This window comes from Streptomyces sporangiiformans (assembly GCF_005768555.2).
Lineage (GTDB): Bacteria > Actinomycetota > Actinomycetes > Streptomycetales > Streptomycetaceae > Streptomyces > Streptomyces sporangiiformans.
Genome location: NZ_VCHX02000135.1, coordinates 48,110 through 72,437 on the forward strand (window position 1 = coordinate 48,110; position 24,328 = coordinate 72,437).

The following is a 24,328-nucleotide window of genomic DNA, read 5'->3' on the forward strand; positions in this document are numbered from 1 at the left end:
CGGGCTGAACATCGGGGCCCGGACTGCACGTGGCAGGCCCTGGCGGCACCTCTTCAGCCGACTTGCACCCACCCACCCGCGCTTTCTCACCCACCCCGGGCATCCTCAGCCTGTCCGGCGTTTGAGGACGAGGCCGCAAGGCCGATTTACACCCACCGACCCGCACTTTCCCGCCCACCCCAGGCACCCCCCCAGCCCGTCCGGCGCTTGAGGACGAGGCCGTTCAGGCCGATAGCGGGGGTCTGGGGCGGAGCCCCCAGCTACAGGATGGGACGGGTAGGGGCGGCGGGGGCGAGGAAACCCTGACCTGGGCCTTTGTGCTGTCCGGGCGCCATTGTCAGTGGGCTGCGGTAGCTTCCGAAGTGCTGGCGCGCAAAGGCGCGTGCGAGGGAAACAGGCACAGGGGTGGGTGGGCCATGAGCGACGGTACGACGACGACGGAGGACCTCGACGTCCGGCTGGAGAAGCACCGCGTCGAGCTGACGGGATACTGCTACCGGATGCTCGGCTCGTCCTTCGAGGCCGAGGACGCGGTGCAGGACACCCTCGTGCGCGCCTGGCGCAGCTACGACAAGTTCGAGGGCCGCTCCTCGATGCGCTCGTGGCTGTACCGGATCGCGACGAACGTGTGCCTGGACATGCTGACGGCAGGCAACAAACGGGCCCGCCCGATGGACCTGACCGACTCGACGCCCCTGGCGCAGGCGGCCCTGACCCCGCGCCCGGACAACACATGGCTGGAGCCGATGCCGGACGCGCGCGTCCTGCCGACCGTCAGCGACCCGGCCGAGGCCGCGGTGGCGAAGGAGTCGGTGCGCCTCGCCTTCATGGCCGCCCTGCAGCAACTGCCGCCCAAGCAGCGAGCCGTGCTGATTCTGCGCGAGGTCCTGGCCTGGAAGGCGAGCGAGGTCGCCGAGCTGCTCGGCACGACGGTCGCCTCGGTCAACAGCGCGCTCCAGCGGGCCCGCGCGACGCTCGCCGAGAGAGACGGCGCCGCCACGGAGGCCGCCACCTCCGATCCGCTCGACGCGGACCAGCAGAAGCTCCTTGAGCGCTACGTAGCGGCGTTCGAGGGCTACGACATGACGGCGCTGACGGCCCTGCTGCACGAGGACGCCGTCATGACGATGCCGCCGTTCGACCTGTGGCTCAGCGGCCCCGAGGACATCACGGGCTTCATGACGACGCTCGGCGCGCCCTGTGCGAACTCACACCTGGTGCCGGTCGCGGTCAACGGGCTGCCGGGCTTCGCGCAGTACAAGCCGGATCCGGACAAGGGCGGTCACACGGCGTGGGCCGTGCAGGTCCTGGAGATATCAGGCGGCCGGATCGCCGGGTTCCACTGCTTCCTCGACACGGAGCGCTGGTTCCCGCTCTTCGGGCTGCCCCTCCACCTCGAAGCTGAGGCCGACGAGGCCGAGCAGCGCCCGTAGCGCCGGGTCGGGGTCGCGCAGGCGTATTCGGCCTCCGGCGCGGCGGGCGGCGAGCTGGAGTCTGGCCAGTACGTCGACGGTGGTCAGTCCGGGCGGACCGAGACCCGCGACATCGCAGACGACGACGCCCACACCGGTGGCCTCGAGTCTCGTGCGCACGTCCTCGCTCAGTCGCGGCACCTCGTCACGAGCGACGGGGCCGGCCAGCACGATTACGGCGGGTGTCATGGCGTCCACGAACGGTAGACCGCGCGTGGACGCGGAACTCATCGCTGTGCGCTCGCCCAGCGCTCGCGCAACGCGGCTGGGGGCCCGCCCGACCGGAGGCAGGGGCGGCCCACGACGTAACTCAGTCGCCGGGAAACTCACTGGTGTCGATGACCAGGTCGAAGGGAGCGGGGATCTTGATGGCTTCGCCGAACTTCGTGGTGCTCAGGGGGCGGTAGACATCGCCCTTCGGTTCTCCGTAGAGCGTGGCGGTGGGCCCTTCGGGGGCCCAGCGATCGACCAGAAGGTAGAGCGGGATACCTGCGGCGGCGTAGGCGGCCGGTTTGCTGATGCGGTCCTGGCGGGCGTTGGACTTGGAAGTGACCTCGACGACGAGTTCGGCGAGGGCGGCCGGGATGTGGGTGTCCGTGTCCGTGTCCGTGTCCTCCTGCCTCGGGGCAACCACGAGGTCCGGGATGAGCATGCCCAGACGGGACGGCACGGCGATCGCCAGTGTCTGGAAGATCCCCCATTCCTCGGGGATCACGGAGTAGAGGCGACGCTGGATTCGTTCCGCGATCAGGTTGTGACGGTACGCGGGAGCGGGTGACACGGTGATGATCCCCTCGATGATCTCCACCTTGCTGCCCTCAGGCCATTCCATCTCCTCCCAGAACCGGACGAGGTCGTCCCAGCTCTGCTCGGGGTCCTGGCTGACGGTGAGTGCGCTCACGGCGGTCTCCAATCGGTGCGTCACCGAGTCCAGCATGCCGAACGGGACCGGTGCAGGTCCACCGATCCCGTTCACCCGAAAGAGAAAGCAGCAGGTCAGGCGATACGTTCCCGCACCACCGGCGCCGCCGTGAAGACCGTGCCCGCCGCCTCGATGTCGTACGAGCCCTCGACCGCCTCCAGTGCGTAGGCGAAGCGCTCGGGGGTGTCCGTGTGGAGGGTCAGCAGGGGCTGGCCCTCCGTCACCGTGGCGCCCGGCTTGGCGTGCATCTCGACGCCCGCGGCGGCCTGCACCGGGTCCTCCTTGCGGGCGCGGCCGGCGCCCAGGCGCCAGGCGGCGATGCCGATGTCGTAGGCGTCGAGTCGGGTCAGCACGCCCGAGGAGGGCGCCTTGATCACGTGCTGTTCGCGGGAGGCCGGCAGCGGGGCGTCCGGGTCGCCGCCCTGGGCCGCGATCATGCGGCGCCACACGTCCATCGCCGAACCGTCCGCCAGCGCTTTCGCGGGATCGACGTCCCGCACGCCCGCCGCGTCGAGCATCTCGCGGGCCAGGGCCAGCGTCAGCTCGACCACGTCCGACGGACCGCCGCCCGCCAGCACTTCCACCGACTCGCGGACCTCGAGGGCGTTGCCCGCCGTGAGACCGAGCGGGGTGGACATGTCCGTCAGCAGGGCGACGGTCCTCACGCCGTGGTCCGTGCCCAACCCGACCATCGTGGACGCCAGTTCACGCGCGTCCTCGATCGTCTTCATGAAGGCACCCGAGCCCACCTTCACGTCCAGGACCAGCGAGCCCGTGCCCTCGGCGATCTTCTTCGACATGATCGACGAGGCGATCAGCGGGATCGCCTCAACAGTCCCGGTGACGTCCCGGAGCGCGTACAGCTTCTTGTCCGCCGGCGCCAGACCGTCACCGGCCGCGCAGATCACCGCGCCCACGCCGTCCAGCACGGACAGCATCTCCTCGTTCGACAGCAGCGCGCGCCAGCCGGGGATCGACTCAAGCTTGTCGAGGGTGCCGCCGGTGTGGCCGAGGCCGCGCCCGGACAGCTGCGGCACGGCGGCGCCGCACGCGGCGACCAGTGGCGCGAGCGGCAGCGTGATCTTGTCGCCGACGCCGCCCGTGGAGTGCTTGTCGGCGGTCGGCCGGGACAGGGACGAGAAGTCCATGCGCTCGCCGGAGGCGATCATCGCGGCGGTCCAGCGGGCGATCTCGCGGCGGTTCATGCCGTTCAGGAGGATCGCCATCGCGAGCGCGGACATCTGCTCGTCGGCGACCTCGCCCCGGGTGTACGCGTCGATGACCCAGTCGATCTGCTCGTCGCCGAGCTCACCGCGGTCCCGCTTGGTGCGGATGACGGAGATGGCGTCCATGGACAAGGCTTTCCTTCCGAAGAGCAGCGGCCCCTCCCGGTGAGCGGGAGGGGCCACCGGTGCGTTACTTGGGGAGATGCCCCGGCCCGAAGGGCTGCGGCAGCATCTCGGAGAGCGGCAGGAACCCGGCCGGGGTCTCCAGGATCAGCTCGGGACCACCGAACTCGAAGAGGAGCTGACGGCAGCGCCCGCACGGCATCAGGATCTCCCCCTCGCCGTCGACGCACGTGAAGTGCGTCAGCCGCCCGCCCCCGCTGAGCTGGAGCGCCGAGACCAGTCCGCACTCCGCGCACAGGCCGAGCCCGTACGAGGCGTTCTCGACGTTGCAGCCCGAGACCAGCCGGCCGTCGTCGACCAGGGCCGCGGCGCCGACCGGGAAACCCGAGTACGGGGCGTACGCGCGGGACATGGCCTCGCGAGCCGCGGCGCGCAGGGCCTCCCAGTCGACGGTCGGGGAACCGGCCTCGGACGAGGTCATCCGCCCTGCCCCCTCCGATAGGGCTGGCCGTCCGCCTTCGGCATGCGCAGGCGCTGCGCGGAGAGCGCGAGGACCAGCAGCGTGACGACGTACGGGGTCGCGGTGACGACCTGGTTGGGGACCTCGTTGGTCGAGGTGAACCAGACGAAGAAGAGCACCGAGACGGCGGCGGTGATCGCCGACTGGATGTACTTCTTCTTCCACAGCAGGTAGATGGCGCCGATCACCAGCAGGATCGCCAGGAGCAGCAGCAGCGCGTGGACGTTGGTGCCGCCGCCGCGCAGCTTGAGGCTGTCGGTGTAGCCGAACAGGCCCGCGCCGAGGGCGAGTCCGCCCGGCATCCAGTTGCCGAAGATCATCGCGGCGAGACCGATGTAGCCGCGGCCGCCGGTCTGGCCCTCCAGGTAGATGTTGGCGGCGACGAGCGACAGGAAGGCGCCGCCGAGGCCGGCGAAGCCACCGGAGATGATCACGGCCAGGTACTTGTACTTGTAGACGTTGACGCCCAGGGACTCGGCGGCGACCGGATTCTCGCCACAGGAGCGCAGCCGCAGGCCGAAGGCGGTGCGCCACAGCACCCACCAGGTCAGCGGGACCAGTGCGACGGCGATCACGGTCAGCGGGGAGAGGCCGGTGATCAGACCGCCGAGGAGCCCGGCGACGTCGGAGACCAGGAACCAGTGCTTGCCGTTGAGGGTCTCCAGCCAGGAGGACAGGCCGGGGACGTCGAAGGAGCCGAGCGATTCGACGGGCGGCGACTGCTTGGACGTACCGCCTTCCTGCCCCTCGAAGGCGAAGGTCGACAGATAGCGGGTGACGCCGAGCGCGAGGATGTTGATGGCCACACCGGAGACGATGTGGTTGACGTTGAAGGTGACGGTCACGATCGCGTGCAGCAGGCCGCCGAGGGCGCCGCCGATGATGCCGAACGCGACACCGACCCACGGCCCCCACTGGAAGCCGGCCCAGGCACCGAACCAGGTGCCGAGGATCATCATGCCCTCGAGCCCGATGTTGACGACGCCGGAACGCTCGGCCCACAGGCCGCCGAGGCCGGCGAGGCCGATCGGCACGGCGAGGCGCAGGGCGGTGGACATCTGGCCGGTGGAGGTGATGCCGTTCGCGTCGGTGATGAGGCGGACGACGGAGACCAGCACCAGCAGGCCCGCGATGAGCAGCAGGAGGACCGGGAGCGTGATACGGCGGCGGCCCTGGGCGGGCTTCGGCGCCTGCGGCTTGGCGACGGTTGCGGTACTCATCGGGCAGCCACCTCCTTCTTCGTGGAGTTGTCGTGGTCGGCAACGGCAACGGCCGCGGCCAGCTCCTCGCCGACCCGCCGCTGCTGGCGCCGCAGGCCCCAGACGCGTACGGCCTCGTAGGAGACAACTACCGCGATCACGATGAGACCCTGCATGATCACCGCGATCTCCTTGTCGTATGCCACCGGGAGCGCGTAGTCGAGGGCGGGCGAGGCCTTGTCGAGGAAGGCGATCAGGAGCGCCGCGAAGGCGATGCCGACCGGGTTGTTGCGGCCGAGCAGCGCGATGGTGATGCCGGTGAAGCCGAGGCCCGCCGGGAAGGACAGGCTGTAGGTGTGGGCGTCGCCGAGCAGGATCGGCATGCCGGCGAGGCCGGCGACCCCGCCGGAGATCAGCATCGCGGTGAGGACCATGCGCCCCGCGTCCACACCGGAGGCCGCGGCCGCGGACTCGGAGGCGCCAGTGGCGCGCAGGTCGAAGCCGAAGCGGGTGCGGTTGAGGATCAGCCAGTACAGGACGCCCGCGAGAACGGCGACGATGGTGAAGCCGTAGATCTCGCCCGCCTTGCCCATGCTGATGGCGGGGAACCAGCCGGACTCCTTCATCACTCCGGTGGTCTGGTTGTTGCCGAGCGGCACGCCCCAGACCTCGGTGAGCGTGAGGTAGCCGATGAGGCTGGTGGCGATCGCGTTGAGCATGATCGTCGCGACGACCTCGCTCACCCCGCGGGTGACCTTGAGCAGGCCCGCGATGCCGGCCCAGAAGGCACCGGTGAGCATGGCGACCAGCATCAGGAACGGGATCTGCAGCGCGGCGGGCAGCCCCACGTGCGCGCCGACCACCGCGGTCATCATCGCGGCGAGGCGGTACTGGCCGTCGACGCCGATGTTGAAGAGGTTCATCCGGAAGCCGACGGACACCGCGAGCGCGGCCAGGTAGTACATGCCGGCCTGGTTGATGATCAGGACCTGGACGTCGGAGAACCCGGCCTGCTCGAGCATCAGGAGGTACGGCTCGATCGGGTTCTTGCCCGAGGCGATCAGCACGACCGAGGTGAGCACCACGGCCGCGACGAGCGCGATGACAGGGCCTGCCACCGCGAGGAGCACCCGCTCCTTGTCGAACTTCTTCATCGGGCCTCGTCCTCCGGGGCGGCGGGGTCGTCGTCCTCTGTGTGCTCGTCGTCCTCTGTGTGCTCGTCGTCCTCTACGTGCTCCAGATGACCGGAGGCGGCTCCGGTCATGGCCGAGCCGAGTTCCTCCGGGGTGATCGTGGCGGGGTCGGCGTCCGCGACCAGCTTGCCGTTGTAGATCACGCGGAGGGTGTCGGACAGGCCGATCAGCTCGTCCAGGTCGGCGGAGATCAGCAGCACGGCGAGGCCCTCGCGGCGCGCCTCGCGGATGTGGTCCCAGATCGCGGCCTGCGCGCCGACGTCCACACCGCGGGTGGGGTGGGCGGCTATCAGGAAGCGCGGCTTGTGGGTCATCTCGCGGCCGACGATCAGCTTCTGCTGGTTGCCGCCGGACAGTGAGGCGGCGGTGACGTCGATGCCGGGGGTGCGGACGTCGTACTGCTCGACGATCCGGCGGGTGTCGTCCTGGGCGCCCTTGATGTCGAGCCAGAAGCCCTTGCTGTTGGGCTTCTCGGTGACATGGCCGAGGATGCGGTTCTCCCACAGCGGGGCTTCGAGGAGCAGGCCGTGGCGGTGGCGGTCCTCGGGGATGTAGCCGATGCCGTCCTCGCGGCGCCTGCGGGTGGGCCAGGTGGTGATGTCCTCGCCGGCCATCCGGATCACACCGGAGTCGGCGCCCTTGAGGCCGATGAGCGCGTCGATCAGCTCGGTCTGCCCGTTGCCCTCGACACCGGCGATGCCCAGGACCTCTCCCTCGTGGATGGTGAAGGAGATGTCGTCCAGGACCGCTCGGCCGCCCTCGGCCTCCAGGCGCAGTCGCTCGACCTGGATGATCGGGCGGTCGGTGACCGTGGACTCGCTGGTCTCGGGCGTGGGCAGCTCGCTGCCCACCATCAGCTCGGCGAGCTGGCGCGGAGTGGTCTCGGACGGGACGGCCGTACCGACCGTGGTGCCGCGGCGTATGACGGTGATGTCGTCGGCGACCGACAGGACCTCGCCCAGCTTGTGGGAGATGAAGATGACGGACAGGCCCTCGGCCTTGAGCTCGCGGAGGTTGCCGAAGAGCGCGTCGACCTCCTGCGGCACGAGGACGGCGGTGGGCTCGTCCAGGATCAGGATGCGGGCGCCCCGGTAGAGGACCTTGAGGATCTCCACGCGCTGGCGGTCGGCGACACCGAGGTTCTCGACCAGGGCGTCCGGGCGGACCCCGAGGCCGTAGCGCTCGGAGATCTCCTTGATCTTCCGCCGGGCGCCGCCGCCGATGCCGTGGAGCTTCTCGCTGCCCAGGACGACGTTCTCGAGGACGGTGAGATTGTCGGCCAGCATGAAGTGCTGGTGGACCATGCCGATGCCGCGCGCGATGGCGTCGGCGGGACTGGAGAAGCTCACCTGTTCGCCGTCGACGGCGATGGTGCCCTCGTCCGGCTTCTGCATGCCGTAGAGGATCTTCATCAGGGTCGACTTGCCGGCACCGTTCTCGCCGACGAGGGCGTGCACGGTGCCCTTGTGGACGGACAGGTGGATGTCGTGGTTGGCGACGACACCGGGGAATCGCTTGGTGATCCCCGCCAGTTCGACCGCGACGGTCGACTGTGCGGCGAGCGGAGGGCTGCTGGACGCGTCGATGGCGCACTCTCCTTGGGAAAGGGGCCGGTCTACGCGTAGCGCCCCTGCTTCAACTGCTTCTGCGGAGTTGAGCGTTGTGGATGTATCCCGACTTCTCGGATACGGCCGGCTCATCCGCCGCGCGAACGGGGCGCGGGAAGGCCATCCCCCCACACCCCGTTTTCGCGACCGTAACGCTGCCATTACAGCGTCGGATTGACCATGCCTACGGCGTGGTCTTGACCTTGATCGTGCCGTTGTTGATGCCGTCGGAGGCCTTCTTCAGGGCCTCCTGCAGCTTGGCGTTGTTCTTGAACTCGGGGTTGGAGTCGGCGAGGCTCACACCACCGGTCTTCAGGGAGGCGCGCACGACACCGGTCTCGGGCTTGCCGTCCTGGACCGACTTGGCGAGGTTGTAGACCGCGCCGGCGACGTCCTTCATGGCCGAGGTGAGGATGTACTTCTTGTACGCAGCGAGGGCCTGCTGCTGGTACTGGTCGGAGTCGACGCCGATGGCCCACACCTTCGCGGCGGCCGCGGCCTCGATCACGCCCTGACCGGACAGGCCCGCAGCGTGGTACACCACGTCGGCGCCGTCCTCGATCTGCCCCTGGGCGGCGGTCTTGCCCTTGTCGGGGCTGGCGAAGCCGCCGTCCTCGGCCTTCTCGGTCAGGTACTGCGAGAGGACCTTGACCTTCGGGTTCGTGGCCGCGACACCCTGCTTGAAGCCGGCCTCGAACTTGTGGATGAGCGGGTTGTCCACGCCGCCGATGAAGCCGACGGTCTTGGACTTGGTGCTCAGGGCCGCGGTGACGCCGGCCAGGTAGGAGGCCTGCTCCTCGTGGAAGACGAGGTCGGCGACGTTCTTCTTGCTCACCTGCTCGTCGTCGACGATGCCGAAGGTGACCTTCGGGAACTTGTCGGCGACCTCCTTGACCGCCGGGGCGTACGCGTAGCCGACGCCTATCACCGGGTTGTAGCCGGCCTTGGCCAGCGTCTCCAGACGCTGCACCTTGTCGGCGTCCGATTCGCCGTCGGTGGGCTCGACGGCCTTGGAGCCGTACTTGAACTCCGCGGCCGCCTTCTCCATACCGGCGGTCGCGGCGTCGTTGAAGGACTGGTCGCCCTTGCCACCGACGTCGTAGGCGAGGGCGAGGCCCTTGCTCTTGCCGTCGCCGCTGCCGGCGGATTCGCTGGACGTGCCGCCACAGGCGGCGACGGAAACGGCGAGGGTAGCGGTAGCAACGCCCGCAACCGCGATTCGGGACACCCGGCGCATGGAAGGAAACTCCTTAGTGCAAGCGCCTGTACAGACGCTGGTTCCGGCGCAGCGTAACGCGCGTAGACCAGCCAGAAAAACCCTTCTGTCCCGTCCGTTATCGAGCTGTGGCCGCACAGAACCCGAAGACTACGGAACGTCGTACGCCCCTTGCGACCGGCAAGGGGCGTACGACCTGCGAAGCTGTCTACTGAGGCGTCATCAGACGGCTGGACGCCGAGTGGTCACTCTGTGTCGACCGTCACCTTGCCGCTGACGATGTCCTCCTTGGCCTTGTCCACGGCCGCCACGACTTCGGTCATCGCCTTGTACTTCGGGTTGGAGTCGGCGAAGCCCACGCCGCCGGACTTCAGGTCGCCGCGCTGCTCGCCGGAGAGCGGCTTGCCCTCGACGACCGACTTGGTGAGGTCGTAGACGGCGCCGCCGACGTCCTTGAGCGCGGAGCCCAGGATGTAGTCCTTGGACTTGGCGAGGGCCTTCTGCTGGTACTGGTCGGAGTCGACGCCGATCGCCCAGACCTTGTTGGCCGCGGCCTCCTGGATGACGCCCTGACCGGACAGGCCCGCGGCGTGGTAGATCACGTCGGCGCCGTCCTCGATCTGGCCGCTGGTGGCCTCCTTGCCCATGCTCGGGCTGGCGAACCCGCCCTCCTCGGGCTTCTCGGTGAGGTAGCGCTTCTCGATCTTGATCTTCGGGTTGATCGAGTGCACCCCCTGGACGAAGCCCGCCTCGAACTTGTGGATGAGGGGGATGTCCACACCGCCGATGAAGCCGACGTGGTTGACCTTGGTGGTCTTGGCGGCGGCCACGCCCGCGAGGTAGGAGGCCTGCTCCTCGGCGAACAGCATGTCGGCCACGTTGTCGGCCTTGACGGTGCCGTCGTCGATGATGCCGAAGGTGACCTTCGGGAACTTGGCGGCGACCTCCTTGACCGCCGGCGCGTAGATGTAGCCGACGCCGATCACGGGGTTGTAGCCGGCCTTGGCCATCTGCTCCAGGCGCTGCACCTTGTCGGCGCTGGACTCGGAGTCGCCCGGCTCGATGTCGTTGCCGCCGATCTTGAAGTCCTTCTTGGCCTTCTCGAACCCGGAGAAGGCCGCGTCGTTGAAGGACTGGTCGCCCCGGCCGCCGATGTCGTAGGCGAGGCCGATGCCCTTGCCCGAGTAGCCGCTCTTCGAGTCACCTTCACTCTGCGACGACTCGCTGCTGGTCTCGCCGCACCCGGCGGCAGCGACGACGACCACCGCGACGGCGACGGCCGCCTGGGAAAGTCTCGTCTTCCGAGAGATCCGAGAAATCCGACGCATGAGAGTACCCCTTACATTCCCCAAAGCGCCGTGAGTCGCCGACGCTGACTGCGGCGCACAGTAACGCGCGTAGACGACGAGGGGAACGGGGTTCATCGCGGCCGTTATCGATTCGTGCCGACGGCTCGTTACGTTTGCCCGCCGCCGGTTACGTCCGAGTGACGCGAGCGGACGAAGGGGAACCGAAGGGGCACTCCGGGGCGGCGGGCTTTCGACCTGCGATGTGGCTGAACCAGGACCTGTCCGGCCTGATCCGCCGGACAGGCCCTAACGATCGGCGTCCAACAAGGCGGCCGCGGTGAAGAGTTCGACGCCCACGGTGATCGCCGACTCGTCCGCGTCGAAGTCGCCCTGGTGCAGATCCCGGACGGCCCACTCGCCGGGCGTACGCACCCCGAGGCGGGCCATGGCGCCGGGGACCTGCTCCAGGTACCAGGAGAAGTCCTCGCCGCCCAGGCTCTGTTCGGTGTCCTCGACGGAGTGCACGCCGCAGCGGATGGCCATCGCGTCGCGCAACAGGTCGGTCGTCTCCAGGTCGTTGACGACCGGTGGAACCCCGCGGATGTAGTTGATCTCCGACTTGGCCCGGTGGAGGTTGGCGATCTCGTCGATGGCGGCGTGCACGAGGTCGGGCGCGGCCCGCCAGGAGGCGAGGTCGAGGCAGCGTACGGTCCCGGAGAGCTCGGCGTGCTGCGGGATGACGTTGCAGGCGTGCCCGGACTCGATACGGCCCCAGGTCACCGCGAGCCCGGCGCGGGCGTCGACGCGCCGGGCGACCAGGGCCGGCACGTCGGTGACGACGCGGGCGACGGCGGTGACCAGGTCGGTGGTGAGGTGGGGGCGCGCGGTGTGGCCGCCCGGACCGTTCAGCGCGACCTCCAGCCGGTCGCAGGCGGAGGTGATGGGGCCGTGCCGCAGCCCGATGCGTCCCGCGTCGACCTTCGGATCACAGTGCACGCCGACGATCCGCCCGACGCCTTCCAGCGCTCCGGACTCGATGGCGTCCGACGCACCGCCGGGCAGTACTTCCTCGGCGGGCTGGAAGATCAGCCGCACGGCCCGCTTGAGCCGTCCTTGCCGGTGCAGATCGGCCAGGACGAGCCCGGCGCCCAGCACCACGGCCGTGTGGACGTCGTGGCCACAGGCGTGTGCGCGGTCGGGCACGGTCGACCGGTAGGCGCAGTCGACCTTGGTGTCCGGGATCGGCAGCGCGTCGATGTCCGCGCGCAGGGCGAGCATGGGGCGGGCCGGGTCCGGCTCGCCGATGTCACAGATGAGGCCGGTGCCGACGGCGAGCACCTGGGGCTGGAGCCCGGCGCGCTCCAGGCGCGCCTTGATCGCCGCGGTGGTGCGGAACTCCTGGTTGCCCAGCTCCGGGTGCATGTGCAGGTCGCGGCGGAACGCCACGAGTTCGGCGCGCAGGCCCTCCGGGAGCGTACCGGGGAGCACGGCTTGCCCGGTCGTATCGGCCTCGGACTCTCTGGACATCAATTGGTTCACCCTCTGAAGGGTAGGACGATGCGACCGCTCTCTGACCCACGATCTACAAAATTTCAGCCCGTTAGGGTAAGAAAACCTGGCCGCGTAACGCATAGGTATCGACTGGGATGGGTACACTCGCCCGGCTTTCCGACCGACTGGATCTTCCATCGGCACGCCGGAACCGGCGCCGGAAGCCCCGTACGGAACTCGGCGCCGACTGATCCCTTTCCCGGGTTGCCGGGAACGGGCTCTCTACGCATACCACGCATACGCACCGCCGGCCGGTTCTGTTCACCTACCGGACTTACGTCACCTCAGGTCGCCTCAGGTCGCCGGGACCACAGGAAGGGCGGGAAGCGCGGGGACCGCAGACAGGCGGTGTACGTCGCGGGCCGTTCCCGTCACGCCCGACAGGAAGCCCTGGGCGCGGGGGGAGGCTGTCTCCGTGAGCCAGGCCGGGTCGATGTCGCAGACGGCGACCCGGACCTCGGTACCGACGAGCGCCAGCGGGAGGGTGTGGACGACGGTCGAGGGAAAACTCAGGATCGTACGGCCGATGGGGCCACGGCGGGCGATCAGTTCGAGGGGGAGCTCGGGGCGGACGATCTCCAGGCCGGTCTCGCCGGCCAGCCGGCGGAGTTTGTCGGTGCTCTCGCGGCGGTGGGCGAAGTAGCGGGTCGCGCCGTAGGTCTTGGTGAGCCCCTTCACGGCTTCCAGGTAGCGGTCGCCGTCCACGACTCCCGTCTCCACCAGGGACGTGCCCACCAGGTCCGCGCCCTTGGTGAGGCGCGGCGGGCCGAAGCGGGCGCGGGTCCAGGAGAAGTCGTTGACGGTGATGTGGACGCCCTCGGGCGTCTCGGTGATCGGCATGGAGGAGAAGACCTCCACGCGGCGCCCGGAGCGGGGCGTGAGGCGGCGGCGCGCCGAGGCGGAGACCGGCGCGAACACCAGGTCACGTGCGCCGGGGCGACCGCCCCGCCGGTGCCAGCGCACCAGGCGCTCACCGCGGGCGAGTTGGGAGACGAACTCCATCGTCGCGGTGCCGTCGTCCACGACGACGAGGTCGCGGGCGCGGGTGATGGTCAGGAGGAGCTGGACGTAGCGGGAGAACGGGTCGCCCATGACGATCCGCTTCGCCCGGCGCAGCAGCGGAGCCAGGCCGCCGATCGTCTGGAAGGGCGCCGCCGGCCCGCCGCGCGCCTCCTCCCAGCGGACCTCGTACCCCTCGCCGCGCGCCAGCTCGGACATACGGCGCAGCTGACCGCGGGTCATCGGGTCGTTGGGAGAGAGGACGACGAGGGTGAGCCCCGCGCCGGGATCCTGGAGCGCGTTCGCATGGGCCCACTCCAGGACATTGAGGAGCTGGACCGGGCTCTCCACGAAGGCGAGCGTCTGTGAGACAGGCGTCTTCGTGGAGGCCGTGCGGGAGCCGGTGGATCCGGCGCGGGGACTCATCGACGTACAACCGTCGCTTCCGTGAGTACGGACTGGGGATCCGTGAGTACGGACTGGGTGAGGGCCGAGGTCAGACCGCGACCGGCTCGCCCGCGGCCGTGGCGATCTCGGCCTCGGCGACGACGCCCTGGACGCGGCGCAGCTTCTTCATCGGGCCGAGCTCGGAGTCGTACACCTTCTTGACGCCGTCGCCGAGGGAGGCCTCGATGGTGCGGATGTCGCGGACCAGGCGGGTCAGGCCCTGCGGCTCGACCGAGGCGGCCTGGTCGGAGCCCCACATGGCGCGGTCGAGGGTGATGTGGCGCTCGACGAAGGTGGCGCCGAGGGCGACCGCGGCGAGGGTTGTCTGCAGGCCGGTCTCGTGGCCGGAGTAGCCGATCGGGACGTTCGGGTACTCGGCCTGCAGCGTGTTGATCACGCGGAGGTTCAGCTCCTCGGCCTTCGCCGGGTACGTCGAAGTGGCGTGGCAGAGAAGGATGTTGTCCGAGCCCAGGACCTCCACGGCGTGGCGGATCTGCTTCGGGGTCGACATGCCGGTGGAGAGGATGACCGTGCGGCCCGTCGCGCGCAGGGCGCGCAGCAGCTCGTCGTCCGTGAGGGAGGCGGACGCGACCTTGTGGGCGGGGACGTCGAACTTCTCCAGGAAGGCGACGGCCTCGGTGTCCCACGGGGACGCGAACCAGGCGATGTCCTTCTCCTTGCAGTACGCGTCGATCTGACGGTACTCGTCCTCACCGAACTCCACGCGGTGGCGGTAGTCGATGTAGGTCATACGACCCCAGGGGGTGTCGCGCTCGATGTCCCACTGGTCGCGCGGGGTGCAGATCTCGGGGGTGCGCTTCTGGAACTTCACGGCGTCGCAGCCGGCCTCGGCCGCCACGTCGATCAGCTTGAAGGCGTTCTCGAGGTCGCCGTTGTGGTTGATGCCGATCTCACCGGTGACGTAGACCGGCTGGCCGGGGCCGGCGGTCTTCGAACCGAACGTGCGCAGACGGGAGATGGAGGTCACAGCGCTCATGACAGGAACTTTCCTTACTTGTCGAGGGAGTCGAGAGAAGGGCCGAGGATCCAGCTGGCGATCTCTCGGATCGCGCCGTCGCCACCGGGAACGGTGGTGACCGCGCGTGCGGCGCCGCGCACGACGTCGTGGGCGCTCGCGACCGCCACGGGCCAGCCGACAAGGCCGAAGCACGGGAGGTCGTTGACGTCGTTGCCGACGTAGAGCACGCGCTCAGGCGCGATGCCCTGCTCCTCGCACCAGTGCTTCAGCGCGAGGTCTTTCCGGTCGATGCCGTGGAGGACCGGGATGCGCAGCTTCCGGGCCCGTGCGGCGACGACCGGGTTCTGTTCCGTGGACAGGATCAGCATCGTCAGGCCGCTCTTGCGGAGGGCCGCGATACCGAGTCCGTCCCCGCGGTGCACGGAGACGAACTCCCGTCCGTCGGAGTCGATCAGCACCCTGTCGTCGGTCTGGGTGCCGTCGAAGTCGAGGACGACCGCGTCGATGTCGTCGGCGGTCGGGAGGGCGCCGGGGCGGGCCGCGTCGAAGAGCGGCGCCAACGCCCGTGCGCGGGCGAGGTCGTGCGGGTCGTCGATCTCCAGCACCCGTGCGGGGTCGGTGCGGATGAGTTCCGTACGGCCGAAGAAGCGGTGTTTCGCGGTGCGGAAGCCGACCGCGTCCATGCCGTAGACGGCGCCGGTCTCCAGGAGGTCCTGGGGGCGGTCCTGGCGGCGCGGGCGGAAGGACTTGTCGTGGTTGATGCCGTAACCGCCGCTCGTCGCGGTGCCGGTGACCAGCGTGTCCGTGCCGCCCTCGACGGCGGCCCGCGCGGTGTCGACCGCCACCGGGTCGTCGTCGGCGTCGCGCCACACGAAACCGTGGAAGGGGGCAACGGTCAGCGCCGTGTCCGCACCCTTCTCGACGACCGCGCCCGCGACCCCGTCGACGTCCTCGCGGACGATGAAGGGGCTGGTGCACTGCACGAGGAGTACCGCGTCGACGGCGGAGCCGTGCAGTGCCTCGTGGGCGTCCATGGCGTGCAGGACGGCCGCCTCGGAGGTCGCGGTGTCGCCGGCGATGGCGGCCGGGCGCAGCACGACCTCCGCCCCGGCCTCTCGGGCGGCGGCGGCGATCGCCTGGTCGTCGGTGGAGACCACGACGTCCGTCACCAGCCGGGCCGCGAGACACTCGCGGACCGCACGGGCCACGAGCGGTACGCCGCCGACGGGGAGGAGGTTCTTGGCGGGGACGCCCTTGGAGCCGCCCCGGGCGGGGATCACCGCGAGCACGCGACGTACCGACGTCGCCTGGCCCGCTTCCGAATGGGACATTCGCTGTACTCCTTGGGAAGGGATCGGGGCGCTCACAGCTCACCCATCCGCCGGATGACGGGCGCCACGCGCTGCACGCCGTGCCGGTAGGCGCCGCGCGCCGCCCGGCGCACGATCTGCCGCACCGGACCGGGCTCCCGGTCGGCGTCCGGAGCGCCGGGCAGCGGGCTGCCGTCCGGGCCGAGGTGGTGGCGGGCGAGAACGCCGGGCAGATAGCCGGGCGCGGTGGTGGGCGTGTAGTAGGGGGCCAGGGGCGGGAGTTCACCCTTGGCGAGCAGCTCGGCGATGCGCTCGCGGGCCGCGTCGAAGGCCGTCTCGTACGCCCCGTCGGCGGCGACACCTTGCCGGGCCACCCACTCCTCGTCGGGCGTCGGCCGGTGTCCGGCGTCGAGCTGGTCCCAGGACGCGAGGCATCCGGAGCCGACGAAGTGGTGGTTGCCGAGGGCTTCGCGCACCCCCAGGTCGGTCAGGACGACCGTGGGGATGCGGCGGTGCAGGGACTCCAGGGCGGCCGTGGAGCTGACCGTGACCAGCAGGTCGGTGCGGTCGAGGACCTCGCCCATGTGCCCGTACACGAGGCGGAAGTTGGCGGGCGGGTCCAGCCGCTGCACCAGCTTCTGGTAGGGCTGCTCCTCGATGTGCGTGGTGTGTTCGCCCGGCTTGGAGCGCAGCTTCAGCAGGACCTCGCGGTCCGGGTGCAGCCGCGCGTGCCGGACGAGCCGCTCCAGCAGGTACGTACGGTCCTTGCGGCTCTCGGGCACGGAGGGCTGTGCGGCGAAGACGACCGTGTACGGGTCGTGCCGCTCGTAGGAGGCACCGCCGAGGAAAGGCAGCGCGACCTCCGTCACGGACGAGGCGTCGGCGCCCACTCCCTCGTACACGGCGGTGAAACGCTCCGCGTCCTGGCGGGAGTTGGCGAGGACCAGATCGGCGCCGTGCCGCAGCAGCAGCCCGTCGGCGAGCTTCTCGTAGACGACGCCGACATAGCCGGTGACGACCACGGGCCGCTGTTCGCGCCCCTGCCAGGCGTACGCGAGTCCGTGCAGCATCGCCTGGACGGCGCCGCCGACGAGGGCGAGCACGACGACGTCGTACGTCTCTTCCCGCATGGTCCGCAGGAACTCGGCGGCGGTGACTTCGCGGAGGGAGTCCGCGCGGACACCGACCTCGTCGAGCTGGCGGGCCGTGGGAGTGGCACGGCCGCGCAGGAGACGGCCGTCGAGCCGGATGTCCGATTCGCTCGGCACGAGACGGTTCGCGGTGAGCGCGCCCCATTTCCACCGGGTATCGGAATCCGCGAGAACGGCGACTCGCAGGGAGTTCGAGGTACTTGCTGGCACGTTCTAGACGCTAGGAAGGCATTCCGATGATCGGCCCAACCGGAATACAACAAAGGGTTAACAGCGCATCGACGAATGGCGAATCGGCCCCGGATCGACGTGCAAAAAGGCTGGGTTCACCATTCCGCCACGCGTCGTTCACCTGGTATCTCACCGTGGGTCAAGACGAATGCCGGGCCGCCGCCTAACGTCACTCGGGTGGTCAAGCTCTCCGTCATCGTGCCGTTCTACAACGTGCAGCAATATGCGCCCGACACCCTGAGGAGCCTGCGTGCGAACGCGCGCGAGGACTTCGAATTCATTCTCGTCGACGACTGCTCGCGCGACGAGACTCCGGACATCCTCGCGCGCGCCGAGCGCGAGCTCCAGGGTGCCGTCCTCGTCAGACACGAGGAGAACGGAGGACTGGCGACCGCCCGCAACACCGGCCTCGACTCGGCGCGTGGCGAGTACCTCACCTTCCTCGACGGCGACGACTGGCTGGCGCCCGGCTACTACGAGAAACTCCTGGCGTTCATCGAGAACCTGGGGTGCGACTTCGTCCGTACGGACCATGTCCAGTGCACCGCGCGGGCCCGTTCCGTCCACCGGGTGCCGCACGGCCGGCGGGGTGTCGTGCTGAACCCGCGCGAGGCGATACTGCCCGCCGACCGCTCCACCTCCGTCGACTACGCGTACGCCTGGGCGGGCATCTACCACCGCCGGCTGGCCGACCGGGGGCTGCTGCACTTCACCGACGGGCTGCGCACGGCCGAGGACCGGCCGTGGATCTGGCGGCTGCACCGCGAGGCGGAGTCGTTCGCCGTGGCGGGGCTGCTCGGCGTGTTCTACCGGCGCGGAGTGTCGTCCTCGCTGACGCAGATCGGGGACGTACGGCAGCTGGATTTCCTGCGCGCCTTTGACCAGGTCATACGGGAAACGGCTGAGGACCGGGAGGCCGATAAACTTCTCCCGAAGGCCGTACGGACTTATTGCGCGATTATTTCCCATCACCTGGGTTCCATCGAAAGGTTCGAGCCTCCCGTGGCACGGAAACTGAAGTCGATGAGTGCCGTCGCATTGCGGCGCATGCCGCAGGGCGTCCTCGACGACGCCCTCGATTCCATGGACGTGGAGCGCGCGACGCGACTGCGCCGGCTGCGCCGCCGTCCCGCCCCGGCGGGGGTGGCCGCGTGACCACCCAGATCTTCATGGCGTCGACGCTGTACGGCACGGCGACACTCGCGGCAGCCGTCGACTCCGACTGCTTCCGCCCCGCCGACCGGCGCATCCTGCTGGTCTCCAACAACGCGGCGACGCCCGAGACATCGCCGGGCATCGACGAGATGCCCGGCTTCGAACGGCTGCGCGGCCGATTCGACGACGTGATCTCGTGGAACGAGACCATCTCGCCCTTCCACCCCGGTGGTTGGTCCCCGCGCCTGAACGACGTCCCGCTGTGGGAGCGGCATCTGCGGCTCGCCTGGGACCTCGGTGACGACGACGTCGAGCTGGTCGTCGAGTCGATCCAGGTCAATCCGGCGCTCGGCGTCGCGCAGATCTTCACGGGCGCGCCCGTCACCGTCTACGCGGACGGTCTGATGAGCTACGGCCCCACCCGCAGCAAGATCGACCCACTGGTCGGCACCCGCATCGACCGCCTGCTCCATCTCGACCTGGTGCCGGGCCTCAAGCCGCTGCTGCTCACGGAGTTCGGCGTCGAGCCCGAGCTGGTTCCGACAGAGGCGTTCACCAAGGTGCTCGCCGAACTCGTGGACACCGGGAGCGAGTTGCCCGACATCGACGAACCGGCGCTGCTGCTCGGCCAGTACCTCTCCGCCCTCGGCATCCTCACCGCCGAGGAGGAGGAGAACCTGCATGTACGGATGCTGAAGGGCGCCGTCCAGCTGGGTCACCGGCGCGTGGTGTTCAAACCGCATCCCAGCGCCCCGGCCCGCTGGTCGCGCGCCCTGGAGAAGGAGGCCGAGAAGATCGGCGCCGACCTCACGGTGCTCGACACGCCGGTCCTCGCCGAGGTGCTCTACCAGCGGATGCGGCCCGCGCTGGTGGCCGGCTGCTTCTCCACCGCACTGCTCACCGCCTCCGCGCTGTACGGCCTGCCGGTCGCCCGGATCGGCACGGAGACGCTCCTCGAGCGCCTCACGCCGTACGAGAACAGCAACCGGGTACCCGTGACGATCGTCGACGCGCTGCTGCCCGAGCTGACGGACCGCACGGCGGTCACCGAACAGCGACAGGGCCTGAGCACGGACGAACTGACCGAGCTCCTGCGGGGCGTGGGCTACGCCATGCAGTCCAAGATCTACCCGGAGCTGCGGCCGGCCGCCGAGCGGTACCTGACGCGGCGTCTGAACAGCCACACCTGGCGCTACTTCAAACGCCGACGCCTCACCTCGCTGGCCCTGCCCGGCGCGGTACCGACGCAGCTCGCCTTCATCCCGCGCAACGCCACCGTCCGCCGCGTGGCCCGCCGCGCCCGATCCCTCAAGAGGGCCACTCTCGGATGAGTGCGGTGGACTCACAGCCCGCCCCGACGCCCTCTCCGGAGGCGGGCACAACCAGTACCCCCAGCTCCACCAGCAGTACAGGCAGCACCAGTAGCTCCCAGAGCCGCATCGTCGTCCGGACACGCGCAACTCGGCTACGTGCCCTCGACGGTCTGCGGCTCATCGCCGCGTTGATGGTCGCCGCGTATCACTACGGCGGCCGGGACGGCGAGGTCGCCGAGGCGTGGGGGTCTTCCGCCAAGCTCCAATTCCCCACACTGCACTCGTGGTTCGCGTACGGCTGTCTGGGCGTACAGATCTTCTTCGTGATCAGCGGCTTCGTGATCTGCATGAGCGGCTGGGGACGTCCCCTACGGTCGTTCTTCGCCTCGCGCGCTTCGCGGCTGCTGCCGTCCTACTGGGCGGCGGTGATCGTCGTGACGGCGGTCTTCGCGCTTCCGGTGGTGGCGTACGAGGCCGTCTCGCCGAGCGACGCGCTGCTGAACCTGACGATGATGCAGCAACCCCTGGGCGTGGACCGGGTGCTGGGGGTCTGCTGGACGCTGTGGGCGGAGGTCCGCTTCTACGCGCTGTTCGCGGTGTGCGTCGTCCTGCCGGGCGCGAACCGTCAGGGCATCATCCTGTTCTGCGCGGGCTGGACCCTGGCCGCCTCGATCGCCCAGGCGGCGAACGAGCCGCTTCTCGACCTCGTCCTCATGCCCGAGTACGCGCCGTTCTTCATCGGCGGCATCGGCCTCTACCTGGTCCACCGCGACCGGCGTGACGCGTACGCCTGGGGCATCGTCGGGGTCAGCTGGCTGCTCGGCCAGCACTACGCGGTGGCCGGGTTGTGGCACGCGCCCGACCCGGACTTCTTCTCGTACCGCACCTCGGCCGGCATCATCCTGGTCGTCACCCTGGGCTTCGCCGCGGTCGCCGCGATCGCCCTGGGCCTGCTGCACCGCGTCAACTGGCGGTGGCTGACCGTCGCGGGCGCGCTGACGTACCCGTTCTACCTGATCCACGAGCACCTCGGCTGGGTGGCGATCAAGGCCTACCACCAGGGCCTGCACATCCCGTCGTACGCGACCTTCCTGCTGACGATCGCGACGATGCTGTTCCTTGCGTGGCTGCTGAACCGCTATGTGGAGGGCTCGCTCACGCCACGGTTGCGCTCGGAGCTGTCCGGACGACGCTGACCGGTCAGGGCGTGTCCCGCTGACGGCTCTCCGCCGCCACCACCCGCTGAACACTGTCGAGGATGTCGCCGAGCGCCTCGTCGGCCTCGTTGATGAGATCGGCGAGTTCCTCCATGCGGCGGGCGAGTTCGGCGCGGGCGGCGGGGTCGGTGACGAAGTCGGTCAGGCCCTCGCCGCCGTCATCGCCACCGCCACCGTCATCGCCACCGCCACCGTTGTCGTCGCCGCGGCCGTCGTCGCCGACGCCGCCGTCGTCCGTGCTGTGCCGGTCGTCCGTCATGCGCGCTTCCCCCGCATCGTCACGTCGATTCCCGCGATGATCGTCGCGAGACCTTCCTCGAAGCCGCGGTCGTGGTCCTGGAAGATCTCCCAGCCCGCCGCCACCGCCAGCGGGTACCCGGCGAGCCGCTCGGCCCGGGCTGCCAGGTCGTAGCCCTCGGCTCCGCCGGCCGGATCGGGCCCCATGACCTGCTCCTCGATGACGTAGCCGATGGTATAGCTGTACGCGGTGAGCCGGGCGCGGGCGGCCTCGGCCGGCGTGAAGCCCGCATCCGTGAGCACGCGCAGCTGCGCCTCCATGGGAGCCGCGTACGACGTGTCCGTGAAGTGCGTACCGCTGAAGACCTTGGCTCCGTCGCGGTAGCGCAGCAGGTGCGCGCGCAGGCCGCGCATGGACACGGCGAGCGACTCCCGCCAGTCCTCCGGCGGGTGCGTCAGCTCGGCCGCCATGCGCCGGAGCATCTCCGTGGCCATCTCGTCGAGCAGCGCCTGTTTGTCCTTGAAGTGCCAGTACAGGGCAGGGGCCTTGACGTCCAGCTCCTTGGCGATGGCCCGCAGGGTGAGGCCCTCTAGGCCCACCTCGTTCAGCAGGCGCAGCGCGGTGTCGGCCACGCGCGTCCGGTCGATCTTCCCTACAGCCACGTCGGCACCCTATCCGGCGTCGCCTACTGCGTCTTTCGGTGTCCCGTTGACAGCTTAACGCCGTTAAGGGCACCCTGGGTCGCATGGAACTTAACGTCGTTAAGGAAACCGTGGACACCGAGGTGCCCGAGGTGACCGAGGTGCTCATCGTGGGTGCCGGACCCGCCGGGCTCACACTCGCCATCGACCTGGCCCGCCGCGGAGTTCGGGCCCTGGTCGTGGAGCGGGCCGACGCGCTCTTCCCGGGCTCGCGCGGCAAGGGCATCCAGCCGCGCACCATGGAGGTCTTCGACGACCTCGGTGTGCTCGAATCGGTGCGAGAAGCGGGCGGCCACTACCCCGTCGGCATGATCTGGCAGAACGGCGAGCGGCAGGGCGAACATCGGATGTTCGACGAGGTCGCCCCCACCGAGGCGGCTCCGTACGCCGGGATGTGGATGGTCCCGCAGTGGCGCACCCAGGAGATCCTCGCCGCACGCCTGCGGGAGCTCCGCGGGAGCATCGCGTTCGGGCGCGAGCTGACCGGGCTCGCTCAGGACACGGACGGGGTGACGGCGGCCTTCGCGAACGGGGCACCGCCCATCCGTGCCCGGTACGCGGTGGCCGCCGACGGCGGACGCTCCACCGTGCGCCGACTGCTCGGCATCGGCATGACCGGCGAGACGGTGGACCCGAACCCCACCCTGGTGGCGGACGTCCGCATCAGCGGACTCGACCGCGACAACCTGCACGTCTTCCCGCCCTCCGACGGCGAGGGCTTCCTGGCGATCTGGCCGCTCCCGGGCGTCGAGGACTTCCAGTTGGCCGGCCACTTCGAGGACCCGGCAGCCGCGCCGGACCTCTCCCTGGACGGCATCCGCAAACTCGTCGCCACCCGGACACATCTCGCGCCCGACGCCGTGACCGAGGTCCGCTGGGCCTCGGACTTCCGGCCGCGCGCCGCGTTGGCGGACCGGTTCCGCAAGGACCGGGTGTTCCTCGCGGGCGACGCCGCGCACGTCCACTCACCGGCCGGCGGACAGGGGCTCAACACGAGCATCCAGGACGCCTACAACCTGGGCTGGAAGCTCGGGGCCGTCCTGCGGGGCGGTGCGCCGGACGCCCTCCTCGACTCGTACGAGGAGGAGCGGCTGCCCGTCGCCGCTGACATGCTGGGCCTGTCGACCCGGGTCCACCGGGGTGAGGTCCGACGCGGCGAGGCCACGCAACAGCTGGGCCTGGGGTACCGGGGCTGCTCACTGGCGGTGGAGACCCGCACCGGCCTCCCGGAGGGCGCCTTGCACGCGGGCGACCGCGCCCCGGACGGCACGCGGGGCGGCGTACGCCTCTTCGACGCGTTCCGGGGGCCGCACTGGACGCTGCTCGCGGTGGGCACGGACGCTGAACTGCCGTCGTGGGACGAGGACTTGGTGCACACGGCTCGCGTACCGGCGTACGAGGCGTACGGCACGGGGCTGTTCCTGGTCCGGCCCGATGGCTACGTGGGCTGGGCGGGCGAGAGCGCGGCGGGACTGTCCGAGTACTGGGCGCGGTTCGGCGCCCGCCGCTGATCGGACGGTCAGCCGTCGCCGTCGAGGAGGGTGTCCACGGAAAGTTCGAGGGTGACGCCGACGGACTCCGGGACGGGGACGCTCTGGCCCCGCTTGAAGCGCCGGGGCGCTGGGTATTTGCCGTCGACCGGGTCCTGGTGGAGCAGTACCTCGTCGTGCTTGCGGTCGGCGATGAGGTAGACGGGGATGCGGGCCTGGGCATAGCAGTCGGTTTTCAGGCCGAGGTCGTCGGACCAGTTGCAGGCTGTCACCTCCAGCACCAGGCGGAAGGCACGGGGCGCGTAGCAGTTGTGCTGAACGTGCGTGCCCAGAAAGTCCGCTTCGACGATCGAGAGGTCAGGAACCGCGAAGTCGTCAGGCCCCGTGGGTAGCCACAGACCGATGCCCTGCAGGCACTTGAGCCCGCTCCGTCCCTCGGCCTTGTAGAACTCGCGGAAGACCTGCGTAAGGGTCAGCTGATGTGGGCCGTCAGGCCACGGCGTCGCGGTGAGTCTCCCGTAGAGGACCTCACCGCGATAACCCTCCAGTTCACGAGTGAGCCAGGTCTCGGCCTCCAGTACCGTCGTCCGCCGGGTTCGCGCCACGCCCACAACCCCTCTCCAGACACGCCATGTTCACCCAGCGTAGCCGGAGCGGCACACTCAGAAAACGTCGCTCGGCACGTAAGTCCCCCAAACCTCCCGCAACGCGTTGCACACCTCGCCCACCGTCGCGCGAGCCCTCAGCGCGTCCTTCATCGGGTAGAGGACGTTGTCCTC

Annotated in this window: 22 protein-coding genes; 5 read left to right on the forward strand and 17 right to left on the reverse strand. The window is 69.7% G+C overall.

Translation table 11 applies throughout. The features are described 5' to 3' along the window. The first annotated feature begins 416 nt into the window (after positions 1–416). Positions 417–1,433, forward strand: coding sequence for a sigma-70 family RNA polymerase sigma factor (locus FGD71_RS19995; protein WP_119101831.1), 1,017 nt, complete (start codon positions 417–419; stop codon positions 1,431–1,433). Here FGD71_RS19995 and FGD71_RS20000 read toward each other — a convergent pair. From FGD71_RS20000 to FGD71_RS20065, 14 genes are all read right to left on the reverse strand, one after another. After that, positions 1,317–1,703, reverse strand: a complete 387-nt coding sequence (locus FGD71_RS20000) for an STAS domain-containing protein (RefSeq protein ID WP_119101832.1) — start codon at positions 1,701–1,703, stop codon at positions 1,317–1,319. The genes FGD71_RS19995 and FGD71_RS20000 overlap by 117 nt on opposite strands. Positions 1,704–1,782: 79 nt before the next feature. After that, positions 1,783–2,373: a Uma2 family endonuclease gene (locus FGD71_RS20005; RefSeq protein ID WP_119101855.1), complete on the reverse strand. Its 591-nt coding sequence runs from the start codon at positions 2,371–2,373 to the stop codon at positions 1,783–1,785. Between the two features lie 95 nt (positions 2,374–2,468). Further along, on the reverse strand, positions 2,469–3,746 hold the full coding sequence (locus FGD71_RS20010; protein ID WP_181359240.1) for a thymidine phosphorylase: 1,278 nt from the start codon (positions 3,744–3,746) through the stop codon (positions 2,469–2,471). A gap of 64 nt (positions 3,747–3,810) precedes the next feature. Further along, entirely contained in the window at positions 3,811–4,224 is a 414-nt protein-coding gene (locus FGD71_RS20015) for a cytidine deaminase (protein WP_119101834.1), read from the reverse strand. Further along, positions 4,221–5,483: an ABC transporter permease gene (locus FGD71_RS20020; protein WP_119101835.1), complete on the reverse strand. Its 1,263-nt coding sequence runs from the start codon at positions 5,481–5,483 to the stop codon at positions 4,221–4,223. The genes FGD71_RS20015 and FGD71_RS20020 overlap by 4 nt, the downstream gene beginning before the upstream one ends. Continuing rightward, positions 5,480–6,616: an ABC transporter permease gene (locus tag FGD71_RS20025; protein WP_119101836.1), complete on the reverse strand. Its 1,137-nt coding sequence runs from the start codon at positions 6,614–6,616 to the stop codon at positions 5,480–5,482. Before FGD71_RS20025 ends, FGD71_RS20020 begins: the two co-directional genes overlap by 4 nt. After that, the gene (locus FGD71_RS20030) at positions 6,613–8,355 is read right to left on the reverse strand and encodes an ABC transporter ATP-binding protein (protein WP_240436683.1); all 1,743 of its coding nucleotides are present in this window, start codon (positions 8,353–8,355) and stop codon (positions 6,613–6,615) included. The genes FGD71_RS20025 and FGD71_RS20030 overlap by 4 nt, the downstream gene beginning before the upstream one ends. A 91-nt stretch (positions 8,356–8,446) precedes the next feature. Beyond that, positions 8,447–9,499 (reverse strand): BMP family lipoprotein, encoded by a 1,053-nt coding sequence (locus tag FGD71_RS20035; protein WP_119101837.1) that lies wholly within the window; start codon positions 9,497–9,499, stop codon positions 8,447–8,449. 224 nt (positions 9,500–9,723) lie between these two features. Further along, a complete protein-coding gene (locus FGD71_RS20040) occupies positions 9,724–10,806 on the reverse strand; it encodes a BMP family lipoprotein (RefSeq protein WP_119101838.1) in 1,083 nt (360 codons plus the stop codon). Positions 10,807–11,073: 267 nt separating this feature from the next. Continuing rightward, positions 11,074–12,294, reverse strand: coding sequence for an amidohydrolase (locus FGD71_RS20045; protein ID WP_119101839.1), 1,221 nt, complete (start codon positions 12,292–12,294; stop codon positions 11,074–11,076). 318 nt (positions 12,295–12,612) lie between these two features. Next, a complete protein-coding gene (locus FGD71_RS20050) occupies positions 12,613–13,743 on the reverse strand; it encodes a hypothetical protein (RefSeq protein ID WP_181359241.1) in 1,131 nt (376 codons plus the stop codon). A 70-nt stretch (positions 13,744–13,813) separates the two neighbouring features. Continuing rightward, positions 13,814–14,761, reverse strand: a complete 948-nt coding sequence (locus tag FGD71_RS20055; protein WP_420878324.1) for an N-acetylneuraminate synthase family protein — start codon at positions 14,759–14,761, stop codon at positions 13,814–13,816. Between the two features lie 14 nt (positions 14,762–14,775). Further along, positions 14,776–16,074 carry an N-acylneuraminate cytidylyltransferase gene (locus FGD71_RS20060; RefSeq protein WP_119101840.1) on the reverse strand — a complete coding sequence of 433 codons (1,299 nt, stop codon included), beginning with the start codon at positions 16,072–16,074 and terminating at the stop codon, positions 14,776–14,778. A gap of 32 nt (positions 16,075–16,106) precedes the next feature. Next, on the reverse strand, positions 16,107–17,414 hold the full coding sequence (locus tag FGD71_RS20065; RefSeq protein ID WP_119101841.1) for a DUF6716 putative glycosyltransferase: 1,308 nt from the start codon (positions 17,412–17,414) through the stop codon (positions 16,107–16,109). Positions 17,415–17,612: 198 nt separating this feature from the next. On the opposite strand from FGD71_RS20065, the gene FGD71_RS20070 reads away from it, so the two are divergent. The 3 genes from FGD71_RS20070 to FGD71_RS20080 are packed head-to-tail and all read left to right on the forward strand — an operon-like array spanning position 17,613 to position 21,099. After that, positions 17,613–18,590, forward strand: coding sequence for a glycosyltransferase family 2 protein (locus tag FGD71_RS20070; RefSeq protein WP_119101842.1), 978 nt, complete (start codon positions 17,613–17,615; stop codon positions 18,588–18,590). Beyond that, a complete protein-coding gene (locus tag FGD71_RS20075; protein ID WP_119101843.1) occupies positions 18,587–19,921 on the forward strand; it encodes an alpha-2,8-polysialyltransferase family protein in 1,335 nt (444 codons plus the stop codon). Before FGD71_RS20070 ends, FGD71_RS20075 begins: the two co-directional genes overlap by 4 nt. Beyond that, positions 19,918–21,099, forward strand: coding sequence for an acyltransferase family protein (locus FGD71_RS20080; protein WP_119101844.1), 1,182 nt, complete (start codon positions 19,918–19,920; stop codon positions 21,097–21,099). Before FGD71_RS20075 ends, FGD71_RS20080 begins: the two co-directional genes overlap by 4 nt. 4 nt (positions 21,100–21,103) lie before the next feature. On the opposite strand, the gene FGD71_RS47450 is transcribed toward FGD71_RS20080, so the two are convergent. Together FGD71_RS47450 and FGD71_RS20085 are read right to left on the reverse strand one after the other, a co-directional pair. Then, positions 21,104–21,379 (reverse strand): hypothetical protein, encoded by a 276-nt coding sequence (locus FGD71_RS47450; RefSeq protein ID WP_162931175.1) that lies wholly within the window; start codon positions 21,377–21,379, stop codon positions 21,104–21,106. Next, complete coding sequence (locus FGD71_RS20085) at positions 21,376–22,020, reverse strand: TetR/AcrR family transcriptional regulator C-terminal domain-containing protein (RefSeq protein ID WP_162931176.1); 645 nt, start codon at positions 22,018–22,020, stop codon at positions 21,376–21,378. The genes FGD71_RS47450 and FGD71_RS20085 overlap by 4 nt, the downstream gene beginning before the upstream one ends. Positions 22,021–22,103: 83 nt before the next feature. On the opposite strand from FGD71_RS20085, the gene FGD71_RS20090 reads away from it, so the two are divergent. After that, positions 22,104–23,570 carry an FAD-dependent oxidoreductase gene (locus tag FGD71_RS20090; RefSeq protein ID WP_119101846.1) on the forward strand — a complete coding sequence of 489 codons (1,467 nt, stop codon included), beginning with the start codon at positions 22,104–22,106 and terminating at the stop codon, positions 23,568–23,570. Positions 23,571–23,578: 8 nt separating this feature from the next. On the opposite strand, the gene FGD71_RS20095 is transcribed toward FGD71_RS20090, so the two are convergent. Beyond that, positions 23,579–24,154 carry a Uma2 family endonuclease gene (locus FGD71_RS20095; protein ID WP_119101860.1) on the reverse strand — a complete coding sequence of 192 codons (576 nt, stop codon included), beginning with the start codon at positions 24,152–24,154 and terminating at the stop codon, positions 23,579–23,581. Positions 24,155–24,328: the final 174 nt, after the last annotated feature.

Coding starts and splice junctions, on each gene's coding strand:
- FGD71_RS19995 (WP_119101831.1), top strand. CDS start 417: ATGAGCGACGGTACGACGACGACGGAGGACCTCGACGTCCGGCTGGAG.
- FGD71_RS20000 (WP_119101832.1), bottom strand. CDS start 1,703: ATGAGTTCCGCGTCCACGCGCGGTCTACCGTTCGTGGACGCCATGACA.
- FGD71_RS20010 (WP_181359240.1), bottom strand. CDS start 3,746: ATGGACGCCATCTCCGTCATCCGCACCAAGCGGGACCGCGGTGAGCTC.
- FGD71_RS20015 (WP_119101834.1), bottom strand. CDS start 4,224: ATGACCTCGTCCGAGGCCGGTTCCCCGACCGTCGACTGGGAGGCCCTG.
- FGD71_RS20020 (WP_119101835.1), bottom strand. CDS start 5,483: ATGAGTACCGCAACCGTCGCCAAGCCGCAGGCGCCGAAGCCCGCCCAG.
- FGD71_RS20025 (WP_119101836.1), bottom strand. CDS start 6,616: ATGAAGAAGTTCGACAAGGAGCGGGTGCTCCTCGCGGTGGCAGGCCCT.
- FGD71_RS20030 (WP_240436683.1), bottom strand. CDS start 8,355: ATGAGCCGGCCGTATCCGAGAAGTCGGGATACATCCACAACGCTCAAC.
- FGD71_RS20035 (WP_119101837.1), bottom strand. CDS start 9,499: ATGCGCCGGGTGTCCCGAATCGCGGTTGCGGGCGTTGCTACCGCTACC.
- FGD71_RS20040 (WP_119101838.1), bottom strand. CDS start 10,806: ATGCGTCGGATTTCTCGGATCTCTCGGAAGACGAGACTTTCCCAGGCG.
- FGD71_RS20045 (WP_119101839.1), bottom strand. CDS start 12,294: ATGTCCAGAGAGTCCGAGGCCGATACGACCGGGCAAGCCGTGCTCCCC.
- FGD71_RS20050 (WP_181359241.1), bottom strand. CDS start 13,743: ATGAGTCCCCGCGCCGGATCCACCGGCTCCCGCACGGCCTCCACGAAG.
- FGD71_RS20055 (WP_420878324.1), bottom strand. CDS start 14,761: ATGAGCGCTGTGACCTCCATCTCCCGTCTGCGCACGTTCGGTTCGAAG.
- FGD71_RS20060 (WP_119101840.1), bottom strand. CDS start 16,074: ATGTCCCATTCGGAAGCGGGCCAGGCGACGTCGGTACGTCGCGTGCTC.
- FGD71_RS20080 (WP_119101844.1), top strand. CDS start 19,918: ATGAGTGCGGTGGACTCACAGCCCGCCCCGACGCCCTCTCCGGAGGCG.
- FGD71_RS47450 (WP_162931175.1), bottom strand. CDS start 21,379: ATGACGGACGACCGGCACAGCACGGACGACGGCGGCGTCGGCGACGAC.
- FGD71_RS20090 (WP_119101846.1), top strand. CDS start 22,104: ATGGAACTTAACGTCGTTAAGGAAACCGTGGACACCGAGGTGCCCGAG.